Origin of the sequence: Bradyrhizobium sp. HKCCYLRH3099 (assembly GCF_051167855.1) — a bacterium.
Lineage (GTDB): Bacteria > Pseudomonadota > Alphaproteobacteria > Rhizobiales > Xanthobacteraceae > Bradyrhizobium.
The window spans coordinates 199,522-216,263 of record NZ_JBNPTW010000010.1 but is presented as its reverse complement, the minus strand read 5'-3'; the positions used below and the strand labels follow the sequence as shown (position 1 = coordinate 216,263).

The 16,742-nt window shown below is 65.4% G+C and carries 17 protein-coding genes; 10 read left to right on the top strand and 7 right to left on the bottom strand.

Features of this window, described 5'->3' with window-relative positions:
• Nucleotides 1-39 precede the first annotated feature (39 nt).
• Entirely contained in the window at nt 40-1,248 is a 1,209-nt protein-coding gene (locus tag ACQR1Y_RS20550) for an acetyl-CoA C-acetyltransferase (RefSeq protein ID WP_434877834.1), read from the top strand.
• A gap of 170 nt (nt 1,249-1,418) precedes the next feature.
• Nucleotides 1,419-3,632: a 3-hydroxyacyl-CoA dehydrogenase NAD-binding domain-containing protein gene (locus ACQR1Y_RS20545; protein WP_434877835.1), complete on the top strand. Its 2,214-nt coding sequence runs from the start codon at nt 1,419-1,421 to the stop codon at nt 3,630-3,632.
• A 127-nt stretch (nt 3,633-3,759) separates the two neighbouring features.
• Here ACQR1Y_RS20545 and ACQR1Y_RS20540 read toward each other — a convergent pair whose 3' ends face one another.
• Nucleotides 3,760-3,987, bottom strand: coding sequence for an addiction module protein (locus ACQR1Y_RS20540; RefSeq protein WP_434877836.1), 228 nt, complete (start codon nt 3,985-3,987; stop codon nt 3,760-3,762).
• Between the two features lie 144 nt (nt 3,988-4,131).
• Nucleotides 4,132-4,746, bottom strand: a complete 615-nt coding sequence (gene gstA, locus ACQR1Y_RS20535) for a glutathione transferase GstA (RefSeq protein WP_434877837.1) — start codon at nt 4,744-4,746, stop codon at nt 4,132-4,134.
• A gap of 145 nt (nt 4,747-4,891) precedes the next feature.
• On the opposite strand from gstA, the gene ACQR1Y_RS20530 reads away from it, so the two are divergent.
• The 5 genes from ACQR1Y_RS20530 (at nt 4,892) to ACQR1Y_RS20510 (ending at nt 9,022) form a co-directional block, all read left to right on the top strand.
• On the top strand, nt 4,892-5,380 hold the full coding sequence (locus ACQR1Y_RS20530) for a MarR family winged helix-turn-helix transcriptional regulator (RefSeq protein ID WP_434877838.1): 489 nt from the start codon (nt 4,892-4,894) through the stop codon (nt 5,378-5,380).
• Between the two features lie 96 nt (nt 5,381-5,476).
• Nucleotides 5,477-6,847 (top strand): glutamate--cysteine ligase, encoded by a 1,371-nt coding sequence (locus ACQR1Y_RS20525; protein WP_434856409.1) that lies wholly within the window; start codon nt 5,477-5,479, stop codon nt 6,845-6,847.
• 265 nt (nt 6,848-7,112) lie between these two features.
• Nucleotides 7,113-7,763, top strand: a complete 651-nt coding sequence (locus ACQR1Y_RS20520; RefSeq protein WP_434877839.1) for a PAN domain-containing protein — start codon at nt 7,113-7,115, stop codon at nt 7,761-7,763.
• Between the two features lie 134 nt (nt 7,764-7,897).
• Nucleotides 7,898-8,299, top strand: coding sequence for a thioredoxin family protein (locus ACQR1Y_RS20515; RefSeq protein ID WP_434877840.1), 402 nt, complete (start codon nt 7,898-7,900; stop codon nt 8,297-8,299).
• A gap of 6 nt (nt 8,300-8,305) precedes the next feature.
• A complete protein-coding gene (locus ACQR1Y_RS20510; protein ID WP_434877841.1) occupies nt 8,306-9,022 on the top strand; it encodes a cytochrome c biogenesis CcdA family protein in 717 nt (238 codons plus the stop codon).
• 173 nt (nt 9,023-9,195) lie between these two features.
• Here ACQR1Y_RS20510 and ACQR1Y_RS20505 read toward each other — a convergent pair whose 3' ends face one another.
• The 4 genes from ACQR1Y_RS20505 to tldD all read right to left on the bottom strand — a co-directional run bounded on the left by ACQR1Y_RS20505 (nt 9,196) and on the right by tldD (nt 12,408).
• Complete coding sequence (locus ACQR1Y_RS20505) at nt 9,196-9,765, bottom strand: nucleotidyltransferase family protein (protein WP_434877842.1); 570 nt, start codon at nt 9,763-9,765, stop codon at nt 9,196-9,198.
• A 75-nt stretch (nt 9,766-9,840) separates the two neighbouring features.
• Complete coding sequence (locus tag ACQR1Y_RS20500) at nt 9,841-10,179, bottom strand: MmcQ/YjbR family DNA-binding protein (protein ID WP_434877843.1); 339 nt, start codon at nt 10,177-10,179, stop codon at nt 9,841-9,843.
• Nucleotides 10,180-10,192: 13 nt separating this feature from the next.
• Entirely contained in the window at nt 10,193-10,987 is a 795-nt protein-coding gene (gene lepB / locus ACQR1Y_RS20495; protein WP_434877844.1) for a signal peptidase I, read from the bottom strand.
• Nucleotides 10,984-12,408, bottom strand: a complete 1,425-nt coding sequence (gene tldD, locus ACQR1Y_RS20490) for a metalloprotease TldD (protein WP_434856402.1) — start codon at nt 12,406-12,408, stop codon at nt 10,984-10,986. The genes lepB and tldD overlap by 4 nt, the downstream gene beginning before the upstream one ends.
• A gap of 84 nt (nt 12,409-12,492) precedes the next feature.
• On the opposite strand from tldD, the gene ACQR1Y_RS20485 reads away from it, so the two are divergent.
• Complete coding sequence (locus ACQR1Y_RS20485) at nt 12,493-13,014, top strand: GNAT family N-acetyltransferase (protein WP_434877957.1); 522 nt, start codon at nt 12,493-12,495, stop codon at nt 13,012-13,014.
• Between the two features lie 39 nt (nt 13,015-13,053).
• Here the strand turns inward: ACQR1Y_RS20485 and ACQR1Y_RS20480 are convergent, their stop codons facing one another.
• The gene (locus ACQR1Y_RS20480; RefSeq protein WP_434856401.1) at nt 13,054-13,662 is read right to left on the bottom strand and encodes an invasion associated locus B family protein; all 609 of its coding nucleotides are present in this window, start codon (nt 13,660-13,662) and stop codon (nt 13,054-13,056) included.
• 473 nt (nt 13,663-14,135) lie between these two features.
• Here ACQR1Y_RS20480 and coxB point away from each other — a divergent pair, with 473 nt between their 5' ends.
• Both coxB and ctaD read left to right on the top strand, forming a co-directional pair.
• Nucleotides 14,136-14,972 (top strand): cytochrome c oxidase subunit II, encoded by an 837-nt coding sequence (coxB, locus tag ACQR1Y_RS20475; protein ID WP_434856400.1) that lies wholly within the window; start codon nt 14,136-14,138, stop codon nt 14,970-14,972.
• 69 nt (nt 14,973-15,041) lie between these two features.
• Nucleotides 15,042-16,655: a cytochrome c oxidase subunit I gene (gene ctaD, locus ACQR1Y_RS20470; protein ID WP_434856399.1), complete on the top strand. Its 1,614-nt coding sequence runs from the start codon at nt 15,042-15,044 to the stop codon at nt 16,653-16,655.
• The last annotated feature ends 87 nt before the right edge of the window (nt 16,656-16,742 follow it).

The window sequence follows — 16,742 nt, the reverse complement described above, 5'->3', positions numbered from 1 at the left end:
TGCTGACAACGACAAACTGGACCAGATGAGGAGGGCGTGATGCCTGAGGCCTTTATCTACGACCACGTGCGTACTCCCCGCGGCCGCGGCAAGTCCGACGGCGCCCTGCATGAGGTGACCGCGCTCGCGCTCGCCACCGTCCCGCTGAAGGCGCTCAAGGACCGCAACAACATTCCCGAGGACGCCGTGGATGACGTCGTGCTCGGCGTGGTCGATCCCGTCGGCGAAGCCGGCTCTGACATCGCGCGCTTCGCCGCGCTGAACGCCGGCCTCGGCGAGGCCGTGCCGGGCGTGCAGATCAGCCGCTTCTGCGCCTCCGGCCTCGACGCCGTGAACTTCGCCGCCGCTCAGATCATGAGCGGCCAGCATGAGCTCGTCATCGGCGGCGGCGCGGAATCGATGAGCCGCGTCGGCATCGGCGCCTCCGGCGGCGCCTGGCCGATGGACCCCTCGATGGCGGTGCCGTCCTACTTCATGCCGCAGGGCATCTCGGCCGATTTGATCGCGACCAAATACGGATTCTCGCGCGACGACGTCGATGCCTATGCGGTGCAGAGCCAGCAGCGCGCGGCGAAGTCCTGGGAGGAAGGCCGCTTCAGCAAGTCGGTCGTGCCGGTCAAGGACATCAACGGCCTGACCATCCTCGCCAAGGACGAGCACATGCGTCCCTCGACAACGATGCAGTCGCTGGCGCAGCTGCAGCCGTCGTTCGCGGCGATGGCGCAGATGGGCGGCTTCGATGCGGTCGCGGTGCAGTCGCATCCGGAGATCGAGCGGGTCAACTACGTGCATCACGCCGGCAACTCGTCCGGCATTGTCGACGGCGCCGGCGCGGTGCTGCTCGGCAGCAAGGAGGCCGGCGAGAAGTACGGCATGAAGCCGCGCGCGAAGATCCGTGCCTTCGCGAACATTGGCTCGGAGCCGGCGATGATGCTGACCGGTCCGGTCGACGTGACCGAGAAGCTGTTCGAGCGTTCCGGCATGAAGAAGTCCGACATCGACCTGTTCGAGCTCAACGAGGCGTTCGCGTCCGTCGTGCTGCGCTACATGCAGGCGTTCGAGATCGACAAGGACAAGATCAATGTCAATGGCGGCGCCATCGCGCTCGGTCATCCGCTCGGCGCCACCGGCGCGATGATCCTGGGCACGGTGCTCGACGAGCTGGAGCGCACCGGCAAGGCGACCGCGCTGGTCACGCTGTGCATCGGCGGCGGCATGGGCACCGCGACCATCATCGAGCGGGTGTGACGGTGGGCTCCCTCCCCCCTTGCGGGGGAGGGTCGGGGAGGGGGGTGCCACGCGCTCCAGTCCCCGTGAGGACCCCCACCCCCAACCCCTCCCCGCAAGGGGGAGGGGGGCAGAATTCCCCCGGGGCTGATGCTGGATCAGCACACCCCCTTCGTATCTGGGAGCACCACATGGCCTTCAAGAACTTCAAACTCGAAACCGATGCCGACGGCATTGCGCTGATCACCTGGGACATTCCGGGCCGTTCGATGAACGTGCTCGACGAGACCTCGGCGATCGAGCTCGAGACGCTCGTCAAGGACACCACCGCTGACGCTGCGATCAAGGGTGTCGTCATTACTTCGGCCAAGGAAGCGTTCTGCGCCGGCGCCGATCTGTCGATGCTCGAGGGCATGAACCGCACCTATCTCGAGGTGCTGAAGAGCAAGGGCGAGGAAGCCGCCAACCAGATGCTGTTCGACAACAGCCGGCGCTTCTCGCAGATCTACCGGGCGATGGAAACCTCCGGCAAGCCGTGGGTCGCCGCGATCAACGGCCTCGCGCTCGGCGGCGGCTTCGAGCTGACGCTCGCCTGCCACCACCGCGTCGCCGCCGAGAATCCGAAGACCCGCCTCGGCCTGCCCGAGATCAAGGTCGGCCTGTTCCCCGGCGCCGGCGGCACCCAGCGCGTGCCGCGCATCGTGCAGCCGCAGGACGCGATGAACCTGTTGTTGAAGGGCGAGGCGCTCACCCTCGACAAGGCCAAGGCGCTGAAGCTGGTCGACGCGATCGTGCCGGCGGCTGATCTGATCAAGGCCGCCAAGGACTGGATCAAGGGCGGCGGCAAGGCGGTTCAGCCGTGGGACGAGAAGGGCTTCAAGCTGCCCGGCGGCCCGGTGTTCTCCAAGAACGGCATGATGATGTTCCCGGCCGGCAACGCCATCTACCGCCGCGAGACCTACGACAACTATCCGGCCGCGCGCGCCATCATGAGCTGCGTCTATGAAGGCCTGCAGTTGCCGATCGATGCCGCGCTGCGCGTCGAGTCGCGTTATTTCAGCTACATCCTGCGCTCGAAGGAAGCCGCGGCGATGATCCGCAGCCTGTTCCTGTCGATGCAGGAACTGAACAAGGGCGCGCGCCGCCCGGCCGACGTGCCGGCCACTAAGCTGAAGAAGATCGCCGTGATCGGCGCCGGCTTCATGGGCGCCAGTGTGGGCTACGTGTCCGCGCGTGGCGGACTCGAAGTCGTACTGATCGATCGCGACCAGGAGAGCGCCGACAAGGGCAAGGCTCACGCGCAGAGCGTGATCGACGGTCTCGTCAAGAAGGGGCGCGCCAAGCCCGGCGAGGCCGAGGCGATCATGAGCCGCATCACCGCGACCGCCGACTACGCCGCCTTGAAGGAGTGCGACCTCGTCATCGAGGCCGTGTTCGAGGACCGCAAGGTCAAGGCCGAGACCTATGCCAAGGCGCAAGCGCATCTGAAGGACGGCGCGATCTTCGCCTCGAACACCTCGACGCTGCCGATCACCTCGCTGGCCGAGGAGTTCAAGGACCAGGGCCGCTTCATTGGCATCCATTTCTTCTCGCCGGTCGAGAAGATGATGCTGGTCGAGATCATCATGGGCAAGGCGACCGGCGACGTCGCGCTGGCGACTGCGCTCGACTACGTCCGCACCATCGGCAAGACGCCGATCGTGGTCAACGATTCCCGCGGCTTCTTCGCCAATCGCTGCGTGATGCGCTACATCGCCGAGGGCAACGAGATGTTCCTCGAAGGCGTGCCGCCCGCGATGATCGAGAACGCCGCCAAGATGGCCGGCATGCCGGTCGGTCCGCTGTCGCTGTCGGACGAGGTCGCGCTCGACCTCGGCCTGAAGATCATGAAGGCGACCGAGCACGATCTCGGCGCCAACGCGATCAACCAGGACCACAAGAAGCTGATGGTCGAGCTGGTCGAGAAGCAGGGCCGCTTCGGCCGCAAGAACGGCAAGGGTTTTTACGACTATCCCGAGAAGGGCAAGGGTCAGAAGAGCCTGTGGCCGGATCTGGCGAAGCTGCAGCCCAAGCATCTCGATCCGGATACGCTCGATGTCGAGGAGCTGAAGCAACGTTTCCTGGTGGTGCAGGCGGTGGAAGCCGCACGCACCGTCGAGGACCACGTCATCACCGACGTGCGCGAGGCCGATGTCGGCTCCATCCTCGGCTTCGGCTTCGCCCCGTTCACCGGCGGCACGCTGTCCTACATCGACTTCATGGGCACGAAAAAGTTCGTCGAGCTGTGCCACAAATACACGGCGAAATACGGCTCCCGCTTCGCCCCGCCGAAGCTGCTGGAAGAGATGGCCGCCAAGGGCGAGACGTTCTACGGCCGCTTCCCGCCGAAGAAGGCGGCGGCTTGACGGCGATCAGCTGCCTGTAACGAGAACTCCCATCCGCGCCAGATCGACGGTGCGCTCCCCTCCCCCTTGCGGGGAGGGGGCGGGGGTGGGGGTCTCAGGAAAAGGTCTCAGTTGACTAAAACCGCCTTCACCTCGAAGTCTCAGCACGAGCTTTGCTCGTAAACTCGCGCTCTATATCCTCCCACGGCACGGCGTTTCGTGCATCCGCATTGAAGCTGGTCATGCGGTTTGCCAATTCGGCTGCTTGAGCCGAAGTCAGTTGCACGTCTTCAGCCGTCAGGCTGTCCCACAACAGCTCGATGAGATCGAGACGTTGTTTCACGGTCAGCTGAGAAACGTCGAACGAAAGAGACATTAGGTCAGCCTCAACGTAGGGACCGAAGGTCCATGGACACGGTTAGAGTCCCCGTGTGGACCCCCACCCCCAACCCCTCCCCGCAAGGGGGAGGGGAGCTCACCGGCTTTGGAGCGGCACCGTCGTTTCCTCAAAGGCGATCGCTCACCCCGCCTTCATCAACCCTTCCTTCGTCAGCGCCTCCTGCACCTTCGGCCGGGCCGCGACGCGGTTCTTGTAGGCCACCAGGTTCGGCATTGCCGACAGATCGAACTTCATCCGCTCCGCCCAGGTCAGGATCGTGAACAGGTAGCCGTCCGCCACCGTGAACTGGCTGCCCATCAGATAGTCGCGGCCGGCGAGCTGGCTGTCGATATACTTGAACTTGCCCATCACGCGGTCCTTGAAGAACGCCTTGGCGTCGTCGGCGAGCACCGGCGAGAACATCGGGCCGAAATTCTTGTGCAGCTCCGAGGTGATGAAGTTCAGCCATTCCAGGAGCTTGTAGCGCTCGCCGCTGTCGCGCGCCGGGGCCAGGCCCTTGTCCTTGGCCTGATCGGCGATCATCTGGACGATGACCGGCCCCTCGGTCACGATTTCGCCGCTCGGCAGCCCCAGGGCCGGTACTTGGCCCTTCGGATTGACCTTGAGATAATCGTCGCCATTTTCCAGGGTCTTGGCGCGCAGGTCGACCTTGACCAGGTCATAGGGCAGGCCGGCTTCGAGCAGGGCAATATGGGGCGACAGCGAGCAGGCGCCGGGTGAATAATAAAGCTTCATGGCGTACTTTCCTCCGCGAGACGACCTTTGGTCGTGGAACCGGGGCTTCAGGGCCCGGCTTTGATGCATCTGCATCGAATCGTCAAGATTGATGCAGCTGCATCAAATGCGCTAGAACGGCGGTCGAGAGGATACGAGCCGGCCCATGAAACGCAAACCATCGACCGAGGCGACCGCCGCCTGGATCCGCCTGATGCGGGTGCAGAGCCGGGTGCTCGACTGCGTCGAGCAGGAGCTGAAGAAGGCGGGTTTCCCGCCGCTTGCCTGGTATGATGCGCTTCTGGAGCTGTCGCGGTCTCCGTCCGGCGAGCTGCGTCCGGTCGAGCTCGAGCGGCAGATGCTGATCCCGCAATATTCCACTTCTCGCCTGATCGACCGGCTGGTCGACGAAGGTCTGGTTGTCAGGCGCGAATGCAAGATGGACAAGCGCGGCCAATTCGTGGAGATCACCGAGGCCGGCCGCGAGCTGCAGAAGCGGATGTGGTCGGCCTATTCGGCCGCGATCGAGAAGCACGTCGGCTCCAAGCTGTCGGATGCCGACGCCGCCAAGCTGTGCACCTTGCTCGACCGGCTCGGCTGTTCCTGCGGTCAGGCCGCGCAACTCTCTGCCGCAGAAGGCGCGTCGCCCCGATGAGCCATCCGATGCCATCCACATCCGCGGTCCCCTCGGGGCCGCGGCCGTTCCTGTCACCCCGCGCGATCCTCGACGCGCGCTTCCACCGAGACTCCCATGGCGCGTGACCAGATCGATATGACCCCGCTGCAGTCGCGCGACGAACTCGTGGCGTGGCTGGAGGCGGGGGTGAAACCGCCGTCCGCCTTCCGCATCGGAACCGAGCACGAGAAGACGCCGTTCACGCTGGAGGGGCATCGCCCCGTGCCTTACGAGGGCGCGCGCGGCATCGGCGCGCTGCTCGAAGGCATGAAGCTCCTGCTCGGCTGGGAGCCGATCATGGAGCGCGGCAACATCATCGGGCTCTACGACGTCACTGGCGGCGGCGCGATTTCGCTGGAGCCGGGCGGCCAGTTCGAACTGTCAGGCGCGCCGGTCGAGACCGTGCACCAGACCCAGAGCGAGCTGATGGCGCATCTGGCGCAGGTGCGCGAGATCGCGACCCCGCTCGGCATCGGCTTCCTCGGCCTCGGCATGACGCCGTCCTGGTCGCGTGACGAAATCCCGGTGATGCCGAAAGGCCGCTACAAGATCATGCGCGGCTACATGCCGAAGGTCGGCAGCTACGGCCTCGACATGATGTTCCGCACCTGCACGGTGCAGACCAATCTCGACTTCTCCTCCGAAGCCGACATGATCAAGAAGCTGCGCGTGTCGGTGGCGCTGCAACCGATCGCGACCGCGCTGTTCGCCAATTCGCCGTTTACCGAAGGCAAGCCGAACGGCTTCCTGTCATTCCGCTCCGAGATCTGGCGTGACACCGACAATCAGCGTTCGGGCATGATTCCCTGGGCGTTCGAGGACGGCATGGGTTTCGAGCGTTGGGTCGACTACGCGCTCGACGTGCCCATGTATTTCGTCAAGCGCGAGGAAGACTATATCGACGTCTCCGGCACCTCGTTCCGCGATTTCTTCGAGGGCAAGAACCCGGCGATGCCGGGCGAGCGCCCGACCTTGTCGGACTGGGCCAATCATCTCTCCACGGCGTTTCCCGAGGTGCGGCTGAAGCGCTATCTGGAGATGCGCGGCGCCGACGGCGTGCCGTGGGGCCGTCTGCCGGCGCTGCCGGCGTTCTGGGTCGGCCTGCTCTACGACGATGAGAGCCTCGATGCGGCCTGGGAGCTGGTCAAGAACTGGACCGCGTTCGAGCGCCAGAACCTGCGCGACGACGTTCCCCGGCTCGGCTTCAAGGCGCGCATCCGCAACCGCTATGTGTTCGAGGTCGCCAAGGAGTGCCTGACCCTGGCGCATCTCGGCCTGCGCCGGCGCAACCGCGTCGATCATCTCGGCCGCGACGAAAGCCGCTACCTCGAGCCGCTCGACCAGATCATCGATTGCGGCCGCTCGCCCGCCGAGGAGATGCTGGAGAAGTTCAACGGTCCCTGGCACGGTTCGGTCGAGCCGGCCTATGACGAATATGCGTTCTGACCAGACGCGGTTGCGCTGAGCATCTTGGCGCACGCGGCCTCCGCGGCTGCGTGCGCCAAACCGGTTCCGCCACGCGAAGAACGTGGCATCTGCATTGTTTTTTGTTTCGTTGTGTATCGTGAAGGCCGTCAGGCCGTTCTTTGCCTCCGCTTTGCCTCCGGCTGTTCTGACCCGTCGCTCCCGTTCATCGGCCATACAGGTTCGTGGCCATCAAATGACGGTCCAAGAATACGTCAGAAAAACTCGAACGTTAACAATGGGTCCAATGGTTCAGCGGTGGCGCGCGGGGCGCCTGATCGGCGCATGGCTGCGGGCATTCGTTTGCCTGCTCGCCGTCGCTTGCCTGACGTCCGCCGAAGCCCAGACCTATTCCGACCGCCCCGGTGGCGACTACATGAGCGCGCCGATCGCCTCGGGCGATCCGGCCGATTGCGCGCTGCTGTGCGAGCACGACCGGCGTTGCCGCGCCTGGAGCTTCAACTATCCGACCGTGATGGAAGCGGGCGCGGTGTGCTGGCTGAAGAACAGCGTCCCGGCCCGGGTGCCTGATAATTGCTGCGTCTCCGGTGTGCGCGGCGCCGGCGTCGTCGAGGTCCGCAACGATGCGGTGGAAACCTCGATCGATCGGCCCGGCGGCGACTATCGCAGCTTCGACATCAAGACCACCGATCTGAAGGGCGGCGACAAGGCCGAGAAGGCCGCCGACAAGGGTGGGGAGAAGGCGGCCGACAAGAAGGATGAAAAGGCCGCCGACGCCGAGGAGATCTGCAAGGCGGCCTGCACCGGCGACAACAAATGCCGCGCCTGGACCTTCGCCCGCCCCGGCTATGCCGGCAAGGAAGCGCACTGCTTCCTGAAGAAGGAGATCAAGCCGCCGCGGCGGCGGGCCGGGTTTACCTCCGGCGTGGTGCGCTGACGCATCGCCCCATTAGCCGCCGAAAATTCGTCCATCGAGGCGTAACGTCGCATCGGTCCCATCCGTAGTGAAGGGCGGCGCCGGAGCTCTCTTGCTGCCGGCTGCCTGTCGCAACGCTGGGATCGGGATGAGCCATGATGTTTTCGCGCAGAATCTTTGCCACCGCAGCGGTCGCTGCCGTCGTCGCCGCTGCAGGCATGGGGGCGGCCTTCGCGGTCGACACCACCCCCTATTCTGATGCGGCTTTCAAGGCAGCACAGACGGCCGGCCAGCCGATCCTGATCGAGATCCATGCCGGCTGGTGTCCCACCTGCAAGGCGCAGAAGCCGATCATCGACAGGCTGGCGGCCGAGCCGAAGTTCAAGGATCTGAAGATCTTCCGCGTCGATTTCGACGACCAGAAGCCGGTCGTGAAAGGCTTTGGCGCTCAGATGCAGTCGACCTTGATCGTCTTCAAGGGCGCGAGCGAGGCCGGTCGCTCGGTCGGCGACACCAAGGAAGCCTCGATCGCGGCGCTGCTCGACAAGAGTCTGTAACGCGCCATGATCGCGCTGGCGCTGGCCTTCGTGGCGGGCCTGCTCTCGATCCTGTCGCCCTGCGTGCTGCCGCTGGTGCCGATCGTGCTCGGCGCGGCGGCCTCGGCGCATCCGCGCGGCGCGCTGGCGCTCGCGGCGGGCCTCGCGCTGTCGTTTACCGGCATCGGCCTGTTCATTGCGGTGGCGGGCAGCAGCGTCGGCCTCGATGCCGGCGTGTTCCGTGTCGTCGCGGCGGTCCTCATGTTTGGGATCGGAATTGTCCTGCTGGTGCCGTCCTGGCAGGCGCAACTCGCGGTCGCCGGCGGACCGGTGCAGCGCTGGGCCGACCAGCATTCCCAAGGCTTCGCGGCCTCGGGCGCAGGCGGCCAGTTCGTGATCGGGCTGCTGCTGGGTGCGGTCTGGTCGCCCTGCGTCGGGCCGACGCTAGGGGCCGCTTCGCTGCTGGCGTCGCAAGGACAGGATCTCGTCCGCGTGACATTGACGATGCTGGCGTTCGGGCTCGGTGCCGGCCTGCCGCTGGTCGTGCTCGGACTGGTGTCGCGCACCACTATGATACGCCTGCGGGCGCGGCTGCTGTCGGCAGGCCAACTCGGCAAGATGCTGATGGGTGCGGCGTTCGTCGTCGTGGCTGTTGCGATCCTCAGCGGCGCCGACAAGCAACTCGAGACCTGGCTGGTCGAGAACTCGCCGGCGTGGCTGACGGCGCTGACGACGTCGATCTAGCAAGTGGGATACGCCGACAGCGCCACACACTCGCTGTCATTCCGGGGCGGGCCGCGCAGCGGCACGAGCCCGGAATCCATCTGGCCGCGAGCCCTGACGAGAAATGGATTCCGGGCTCGCGCTGCGCGCGCCCCGGAATGACGCGTGGATAGAGCTGTTGCGATCCCGCCGGATTATTCCTCGGCGGCGATGACTGTGATCTCCGGCCACAGCGCCTTCCAACGTTCTGCTTTCGCCGCGTAGTTCACCGCCGAGAAGTTGGCCGTGTAGTTTGGCCGGACGATCATCCGATCGATATCGTCGAAGCCCCTCGGCGCATAGACCTCATATCCGCGGTCGACAGGACGAATCCCGACCTGCGTGTTGGCCGTGAGAAAGCGGTCGATGCCGTCGGTTGAACGGGCAAGCGGCGGGTAGGGCCGGCCATGCTTGGCCGGGTACCAGAGATGGACGCGCGCCTGGTTGCGGACTTCGACCTTGGCATCGATGACGTTGAGACAGGCGGCCATCCGGCGGATCACCGCGTCCTCCGCCTCCCATGATGTGTCGGGATCGAAATAGAAGACGTCGTAGTCGAGAATGCCGTGATCGACGGTGCGTCCCGTCCGCACGTTCCAGACCGTCTGCACGAGGCACCCCGAGACGAGCCACGCATCCGGCAACGCAGTCGCACGCAGCACATCCATGATCGCCGCGTTGAGGGGATTGCGCAGCGCTGATGTGACGAAGTCATCCTCGGTCATGGCTGTCGATAGCAGGGAACGCTGGCCCGATCACGTGCGTCTAACGCTTCCGGCTCTGGGAATAACGCCAGACACTCAGCCGCTGTCGAACGCCGCAAGCGCCTTCTTCGACGCCAGCGTCCGCCACTGCCGCTGCAACAGCGGCTCGACGTCAGCGATCGTCGCCTTGGACAGCCGCAGCAGCACGATCGGATAGTCGCGGTAATGATCGGTGAAATAGAACAGTCTTGGCCGGCTCTCGACCAGCATCGCGCGCTCGTCGGAGGGCACGCCGGGGAGGACGAGGCTGTCGCCATCCTCCTTCAGCCGCGCCAGCAGCTTCTTGCGCACCTTCAGCGCCGGCGTGCCATAGGAGATGCCGTCCTCGACCTCCGGCCATGCCAGCGCGAGCGCCCTGACATCGTCGAAGGTCACGGGCGTCGTCCGCTCAGCGGACGGCCGTGAAGAAGCGATCGAGCCGGAAGCCCGACAGCCAGGCCCAGACCGGCTGATTCTTGAAGCCGAGGTCCCAGGAGCCGACCACCGCATCGGCGCGGCCGACGAGGTTGTCGATCGGCAGGAGGCCGACGCCGCCGTCGCGCAAGGAGACGCGGCTGTCGGCGGAGTTGTCCCGGTTGTCGCCGAGCACGAACAGCTTGCCGGGCGGCACGGTGACCTCCGGCGTGTTGTCGAGCCGGCCGTTGTCGCGCATCTTGAAGATCAGATGCGACACGCCGTTCGGCAGGGTCTCGACGTAGCGATAGGCCGGCTCGTTGCGGCCGCTGTCGTCCTCGGCATCGCCGATGCCGTCCGGCTTGAGCGCCGCAGCCTCACCGTTGATGTAGAGCTGGCCCTGGCGCATCTGGATGCGGTCGCCGGGCAGGCCGACGACGCGCTTCACCCAGGCCTGCGAATTGTCGCCCGGCCAGCGGAACACGACGACATCGCCGCGCTTCGGCGTTTCGCCGAACAGCCGTCCGGTCTCCGGCAGGGTGATCTGCATCGGCAGCGACGAGGTGCCGTAGCCGTAGGGAAACTTCGACGCCAGCAGGGCGTCGCCGATCAGGAGCGTCGGCTCCATCGAGCCCGACGGCACGTAGAACGGCTCGGCGATTGCACCCTTGGCGACGAACACGATCATGACGACGGCGGCGAGCTGGGCGAGCTGCCCGCCCCATGTCGTCGTATCCTTGCGCGGCGCCTTGGTGACGGTCTTGCCCGTAGACATCTTGTCGAGGCTCATCGTCCGGTGCCTCCGACCGTGATGCGATCCATGCGCAAGGTCGGCTGGCCGACGCCGACCGGCACGCCCTGGCCCTGTTTGCCGCAGGTGCCGATGCCGGTGTCCAGCGCGAGGTCGTTGCCGATCATGCTGATGCGGTTGAGGTCGGTCGGGCCGTTGCCGATCAGCATCGCGCCCTTGACCGGCGCGCCGACCTTGCCGTTCTCGATCTTGTAGGCCTCGGTGCACTGGAAGACGTATTTGCCCGAGGTGATGTCGACCTGGCCGCCGCCAAAATTGACCGCGTAGATGCCGTTCTTGACGGAGGCGATGATCTCGGCCGGATCGCGCTCGCCGGCCAGCATGTAGGTGTTGGTCATGCGCGGCATCGGCACATGCGCGTAGCCCTGGCGGCGGCCGTTGCCGGTCGGCGCCATGTTCATCAGGCGCGCGTTCTGGCGGTCCTGCATGTAGCCGACCAGGATGCCGTCCTCGATCAGCACGGTGCGGCTGGTGGGCGTGCCCTCGTCGTCGATCGACAGCGAGCCGCGGCGCGAGGCCATGGTGCCGTCGTCGACCACGGTGACGCCCTTGGCGGCGACCGGCTTGCCCAGCAGCCCGGCGAAGGCCGAGGTCTTCTTGCGGTTGAAGTCGCCCTCGAGGCCGTGGCCGACGGCTTCATGCAGCATCACGCCGGGCCAGCCGGCGCCAAGCACGACGTCCATCTCGCCGGCGGGGGCGGGGACAGATTCGAGGTTGACCAGAGCCTCGCGCAGCGCGCCATCGGCGGCCTCGCGCCACGCCTTGGTCTCGATGAACCGCGCGTAAGGCTCGCGGCCGCCATAGCCCTTGCTGCCGCTCTCCTGGCGATCGCCCTGGCCGGCGACGACGGAGACGTTGACGCGCACCAGCGGGCGGATGTCGCGATAGCTCTCGCCGTCGGGTCGCAGGATCTCGACCACCTGCCAGGTCGCGCCCAGGCTGACCGTCACCTGGCGCACGCGCGGATCCTTGTCGCGCAGATAGGCGTCGATCTCGCCGAGCAGCTTGACCTTGCTTTCGAACCCGGGGGCGTCGAGCGGATTGTCATCGGCATAGAGCCGAACATTGGTGTGCGGCGGCGCGCTCGCGAACGTGCCGGAATAGCCGCCGCGCACGGCGCTGACGGCATCGGCCGCTCGCATCAGCGCCGGCAGCGAGACGTCGGAGGAATGGGCGTAGCCGACCGCATCGTCCTTGACCGCGCGCAGGCCGAATCCCTGGCTGGTGTCATAGGTCGCCTGCTTGAGCCGGCCATTGTCGAACATCAGCGCCTCGGTCTGGCTGTATTCGAAGAACAATTCGCCGTCATCGGCGCCGGAAAGGCCGCGCGCGACCTCGTTCCGGACCGCATCACGATCCAGATTGGCGCGCTCGAGCAGAGAGGTGGTGGGAGCTGTCATGGGGCAATCCGTTGTCGGAGCGTTCATTCCAAGATAGTTGTTTTGACGTCGGGGCGCGAGGGGCTGGATGATTACCGAACTGACATGGTTGAGATCGTTCCCATCACTGCCACCCATATCGAGAGCTTCCATCGCACGCTCGATTTCGTCGCGCGCGAGCGGCGCTATCTGTCGTTCGTGCAGGCGCCGCCGCTGGAGTCCACGCGCGCCTTCATTCTGAACAACATTCACGAGGGATACCCGCAATTCGTCGCGCTCTCGGCCGGCGAGGTCGTCGGCTGGTGCGATGTGACGCCCAAATCAGGGCCAATCGATGCCCGGGTCGGGGTGCTCGGCATGGGCCTATTGCCGCAGTTCCGGCATCAGGGCTTGGGGCGGCGGCTGATGGCGGCCACGCTGGAGGCCGCGCGGGCGGCGGGCTTCTCGCGCGTCGAGCTCACGGTTTACCGCAGCAACACCAATGCCATCCGGCTGTACCAGAAGGCCGGCTTCCTGCTGAAGGCGGTGCAGCCGCGCGAAGCCGGCGACGACGGCTTCGACAAGACGCTGCTGGTGATGGCCCTGGCGCTGGACACCACGGGGGAGGGCGCGCGATCACGTTCGTGATCACGCCAATGTGTCAAAGCGGGCGGACGTGCCGCCCCGTCACGGCAGCTTGTCGAAGCCGTCGGCGAGGCCGTTCAGGCTCAGCGGGAAGCCGATGCCTTCCTCCGGCGTCTCGAAGATGATGAAGGTCGCGGTCTTCGCGGTCTTGAGCTGGCCGAGCAGCTTGTCCTCGAGCACCACCTCGGCGACACAGCCGTTCGGCAGGCAGCGCACGAAGCCGGCGCGGCCGACATCCTGGTTGTCGAGCTTCAGGCCGAGGCCGGACGGCAGCAGCACGCCGAGCGGCGCGACGACGCGCATCAGCCGGCTTTTCTGGTCCGCCGTCTTCAGCATGATCACGGTGAGGCCGGCATTGGAGCGGTCCTCGGCGACGACGCTCTGAATCAGCGCGCACTGCTCGTTCTGCGCGCCCGGCGGCGTATCGCAGCGGATCTGCCAGTCGCCATGCACCGAGCGCACGGCGCCCTGCGCGTGTGCGGACTGAGGCATGCCGATTGCAGTCGCAGCGAGCATGGCGATTACTGAGGTTATTGCCGCAAGGCGCGCGCGCGTGGAGCTGAATCGGCACGAACGGCGCGAGTCATTCGCAGCTGGGATCGGCATGTCAGCTGTCCTGTCCGTTGAAACCCTGATCCGGGTCGGTGCCATGACAATTTCCTGTGGGTGATCTGCGCATCCGACGCCATGATACGGCAATGATGGCGTCATGAGGACAGTGTCGTCAGCCTACGGCGCGAAACGATACGAAATATGGCCGCACCCGGACACTGCCGCTGCGCCTCGCCGAATCAGCCTCGCAAACGGCCTTTGTTCCGTTGCCTACATCGCGCTGCACGGCTGTCAAGCGCCCGTTGTCCGGGAAACCACGGCGTGCGGCAATTTCTCGGAAAAACTGACCTATGTCGATGTCGCGCGTCGCACGCGATATCCGGCTTAAGACTGCATTGCGATAGGTCAAGAATTATGGTTTGAGAAGAAAGATTTCGTCATTCCAGTGAACTGGCCGAGGTGCTTTTCTCAAGCATCCGCCCGAAGGCCAATCGTCAGGAGAGCGGATCGACGGCGCGCTGCGTAAAACCGCGGTGCGCCGAGGGGGAAAGTTCTGAAGGGAGCGCGACGACATGAAGATGTCGAAAGGCCAATTGAGCGCCTTGCTGGGGTTGGCCGTAGCGGGCATGACGCTCGTGTCGGGTGGGCAGGCGTTTGCCGAGACGGGGCAGCCGGCCCCGTGGGAATACAAACTGCAGGAAGCGGCCACGCCGGTGATGGAGAACATCACCTGGTTTCACGGGCTGCTGCTGACGATCATCACCATCATCACGCTGTTCGTGCTGGCGTTGCTGGTTGCGGTCGTCGTGAAGTTCAATGCGCGCGCCAATCCGGTGCCGTCGCGCACCACGCACAACACGCTGCTCGAAGTGGCGTGGACGCTGATCCCGGTGCTGATCCTTGTCACCATCGCGGTGCCGTCGTTCCGCCTGCTCTTCCTCGAGCTCGACGTGCCGAAGGCCGACCTGACCATCAAGGCGACCGGCAAGCAGTGGTACTGGAGCTACGCCTATCCCGACAACGGCAAGTTCGAGTTCGACTCGCTGATGGCGCAGGACAAGAAGCCGCGTCTGCTGGCGGTCGACAATGAGATGGTCGTGCCGGTCAACAAGGTGATTCGCGTCCAGACCACCGGCGCCGACGTCATCCACTCCTTCGCGGTGCCATCCTTCGGCATCAAGATCGACGCCATTCCCGGCCGCCTCAACGAGACCTGGTTCAAGGCGACCAAGGTCGGCATGTATTACGGCCAGTGCTCCGAGCTCTGCGGCAAGGATCACGCCTTCATGCCGATCGCCGTGCGCGTCGTGAGCGACCAGGAGTTCGCGGCCTGGATCGAGGACGCCAAGAAGAAGTACGCCAGCGCGCCGGCCGCGACCTACGCGTCCGCCGCGGGCGTGTCGCAGTAAGTCGCGGGGACGAACGCAAGACATTGAGGGCCGCCGCGCGCGGCCCACGGGGACACTGAGGATTGGACAATGGCGACGAACGTAGCGACGCACACCGGCCATGACGATCACGCGCACGACCATCCGACCGGATGGCGGCGCTGGCTGTATTCGACCAACCACAAAGACATCGGCACGATGTACCTGATCTTCGCCGTGTTCGCCGGCCTGATCGGCGGCGCGATGTCGGTCGCGATCCGCATCGAGCTGATGTATCCGGGCGTGCAGCTCTTCCACGAGAGCCACACCTACAACGTGTTCGTGACCTCGCACGGCCTGATCATGATCTTCTTCATGGTCATGCCGGCGATGATCGGCGGCTTCGGCAACTGGATGGTGCCGCTGATGATCGGCGCGCCGGACATGGCGTTCCCGCGCATGAACAACATCTCGTTCTGGCTGCTACCGGCCTCGTTCGCGCTGCTCTTGATGTCGACCTTCGTCGAGGGCGAGCCGGGCGCTAACGGCGTCGGTGCGGGCTGGACGATGTATGTGCCGTTGTCGACGTCGGGACATCCCGGTCCCGCGGTCGACTTCGCGATCCTGTCGCTGCATCTTGCCGGTGCGTCGTCGATCCTGGGCTCGATCAACTTCATCACCACCATCTTCAACATGCGCGCGCCGGGCATGACCCTGCACAAGATGCCGCTGTTCGTCTGGTCGGTGCTGGTGACGGTGTTCCTGCTGTTGCTGTCGCTGCCGGTGCTCGCCGGCGCCATCACGATGATGCTGACCGACCGCAATTTCGGCACCACCTTCTTCGCTCCCGATGGCGGCGGTGACCCGCTGCTGTTCCAGCATCTGTTCTGGTTCTTCGGCCACCCCGAGGTGTACATCCTGATCCTGCCCGGCTTCGGCATGATCAGCCAGATCGTCTCGACCTTCTCGCGCAAGCCCGTGTTCGGCTATCTCGGCATGGCCTACGCCATGGTCGCGATCGGCGGCATCGGCTTCGTGGTCTGGGCGCACCACATGTACACGGTCGGCATGTCCTCGGCGACGCAGGCTTATTTCGTCGCCGCCACCATGGTGATCGCGGTGCCCACCGGCGTGAAGATCTTCTCCTGGATCGCCACGATGTGGGGCGGCTCGATCGAGTTCCGCGCGCCGATGCTGTGGGCCGTGGGCTTCATCTTCCTGTTCACGGTCGGCGGCGTCACTGGCGTCGTGCTGGCGAATGCCGGCGTCGACCGCGTGCTGCAGGACACCTACTACGTCGTCGCGCACTTCCACTACGTGCTGTCGCTCGGCGCCGTGTTCGCCATCTTCGCCGGCTGGTACTACTGGTTCCCGAAGATGTTCGGCTACATGTACAACGAGGGCATTGCGAAGGCGCACTTCTGGGTCACCTTCGTCGGCGTGAACCTGGTGTTCTTCCCGCAGCACTTCCTCGGCCTGTCGGGCATGCCGCGCCGCTACGTCGACTATCCCGATGCCTATGCCGGCTGGAACCTGGTGTCGTCGATCGGCTCCTACATCTCGGCCTTCGGCGTCCTGATCTTCATCTACGGCGTGGTCGAAGCCTTCATGCGCAAGCAGCAGGCGGCGGCCAATCCGTGGGGACCGGGCGCGACCACCCTGGAATGGACCCTGTCGTCGCCGCCGCCATTCCACCAGTTCGAGGTCCTGCCGAAGGTGCAGTGATCCCCGTTCTCCGACGCGGCGCCCTCCGGCGCCGCGTCGATCTCTCCGGCCGCTGCGCCGTTGCTGGCCTCGACCGGATCTCTGAAG

Excerpts from the sequence above, each read along its gene's own strand:
- ACQR1Y_RS20525 (WP_434856409.1), top strand. The coding sequence starts at position 5,477 with ATGGCGCGTGACCAGATCGATATGACCCCGCTGCAGTCGCGCGACGAA.
- ACQR1Y_RS20515 (WP_434877840.1), top strand. The coding sequence starts at position 7,898 with ATGATGTTTTCGCGCAGAATCTTTGCCACCGCAGCGGTCGCTGCCGTC.
- ACQR1Y_RS20510 (WP_434877841.1), top strand. The coding sequence starts at position 8,306 with ATGATCGCGCTGGCGCTGGCCTTCGTGGCGGGCCTGCTCTCGATCCTG.
- ctaD (WP_434856399.1), top strand. The coding sequence starts at position 15,042 with ATGGCGACGAACGTAGCGACGCACACCGGCCATGACGATCACGCGCAC.
- ACQR1Y_RS20550 (WP_434877834.1), top strand. The coding sequence starts at position 40 with ATGCCTGAGGCCTTTATCTACGACCACGTGCGTACTCCCCGCGGCCGC.
- lepB (WP_434877844.1), bottom strand. The coding sequence starts at position 10,987 with ATGAGCCTCGACAAGATGTCTACGGGCAAGACCGTCACCAAGGCGCCG.
- ACQR1Y_RS20520 (WP_434877839.1), top strand. The coding sequence starts at position 7,113 with ATGGTTCAGCGGTGGCGCGCGGGGCGCCTGATCGGCGCATGGCTGCGG.
- ACQR1Y_RS20540 (WP_434877836.1), bottom strand. The coding sequence starts at position 3,987 with ATGTCTCTTTCGTTCGACGTTTCTCAGCTGACCGTGAAACAACGTCTC.
- ACQR1Y_RS20480 (WP_434856401.1), bottom strand. The coding sequence starts at position 13,662 with ATGGCACCGACCCGGATCAGGGTTTCAACGGACAGGACAGCTGACATG.
- gstA (WP_434877837.1), bottom strand. The coding sequence starts at position 4,746 with ATGAAGCTTTATTATTCACCCGGCGCCTGCTCGCTGTCGCCCCATATT.
- ACQR1Y_RS20545 (WP_434877835.1), top strand. The coding sequence starts at position 1,419 with ATGGCCTTCAAGAACTTCAAACTCGAAACCGATGCCGACGGCATTGCG.
- coxB (WP_434856400.1), top strand. The coding sequence starts at position 14,136 with ATGAAGATGTCGAAAGGCCAATTGAGCGCCTTGCTGGGGTTGGCCGTA.
- ACQR1Y_RS20485 (WP_434877957.1), top strand. The coding sequence starts at position 12,493 with ATGGTTGAGATCGTTCCCATCACTGCCACCCATATCGAGAGCTTCCAT.
- ACQR1Y_RS20505 (WP_434877842.1), bottom strand. The coding sequence starts at position 9,765 with ATGACCGAGGATGACTTCGTCACATCAGCGCTGCGCAATCCCCTCAAC.
- ACQR1Y_RS20530 (WP_434877838.1), top strand. The coding sequence starts at position 4,892 with ATGAAACGCAAACCATCGACCGAGGCGACCGCCGCCTGGATCCGCCTG.
- tldD (WP_434856402.1), bottom strand. The coding sequence starts at position 12,408 with ATGACAGCTCCCACCACCTCTCTGCTCGAGCGCGCCAATCTGGATCGT.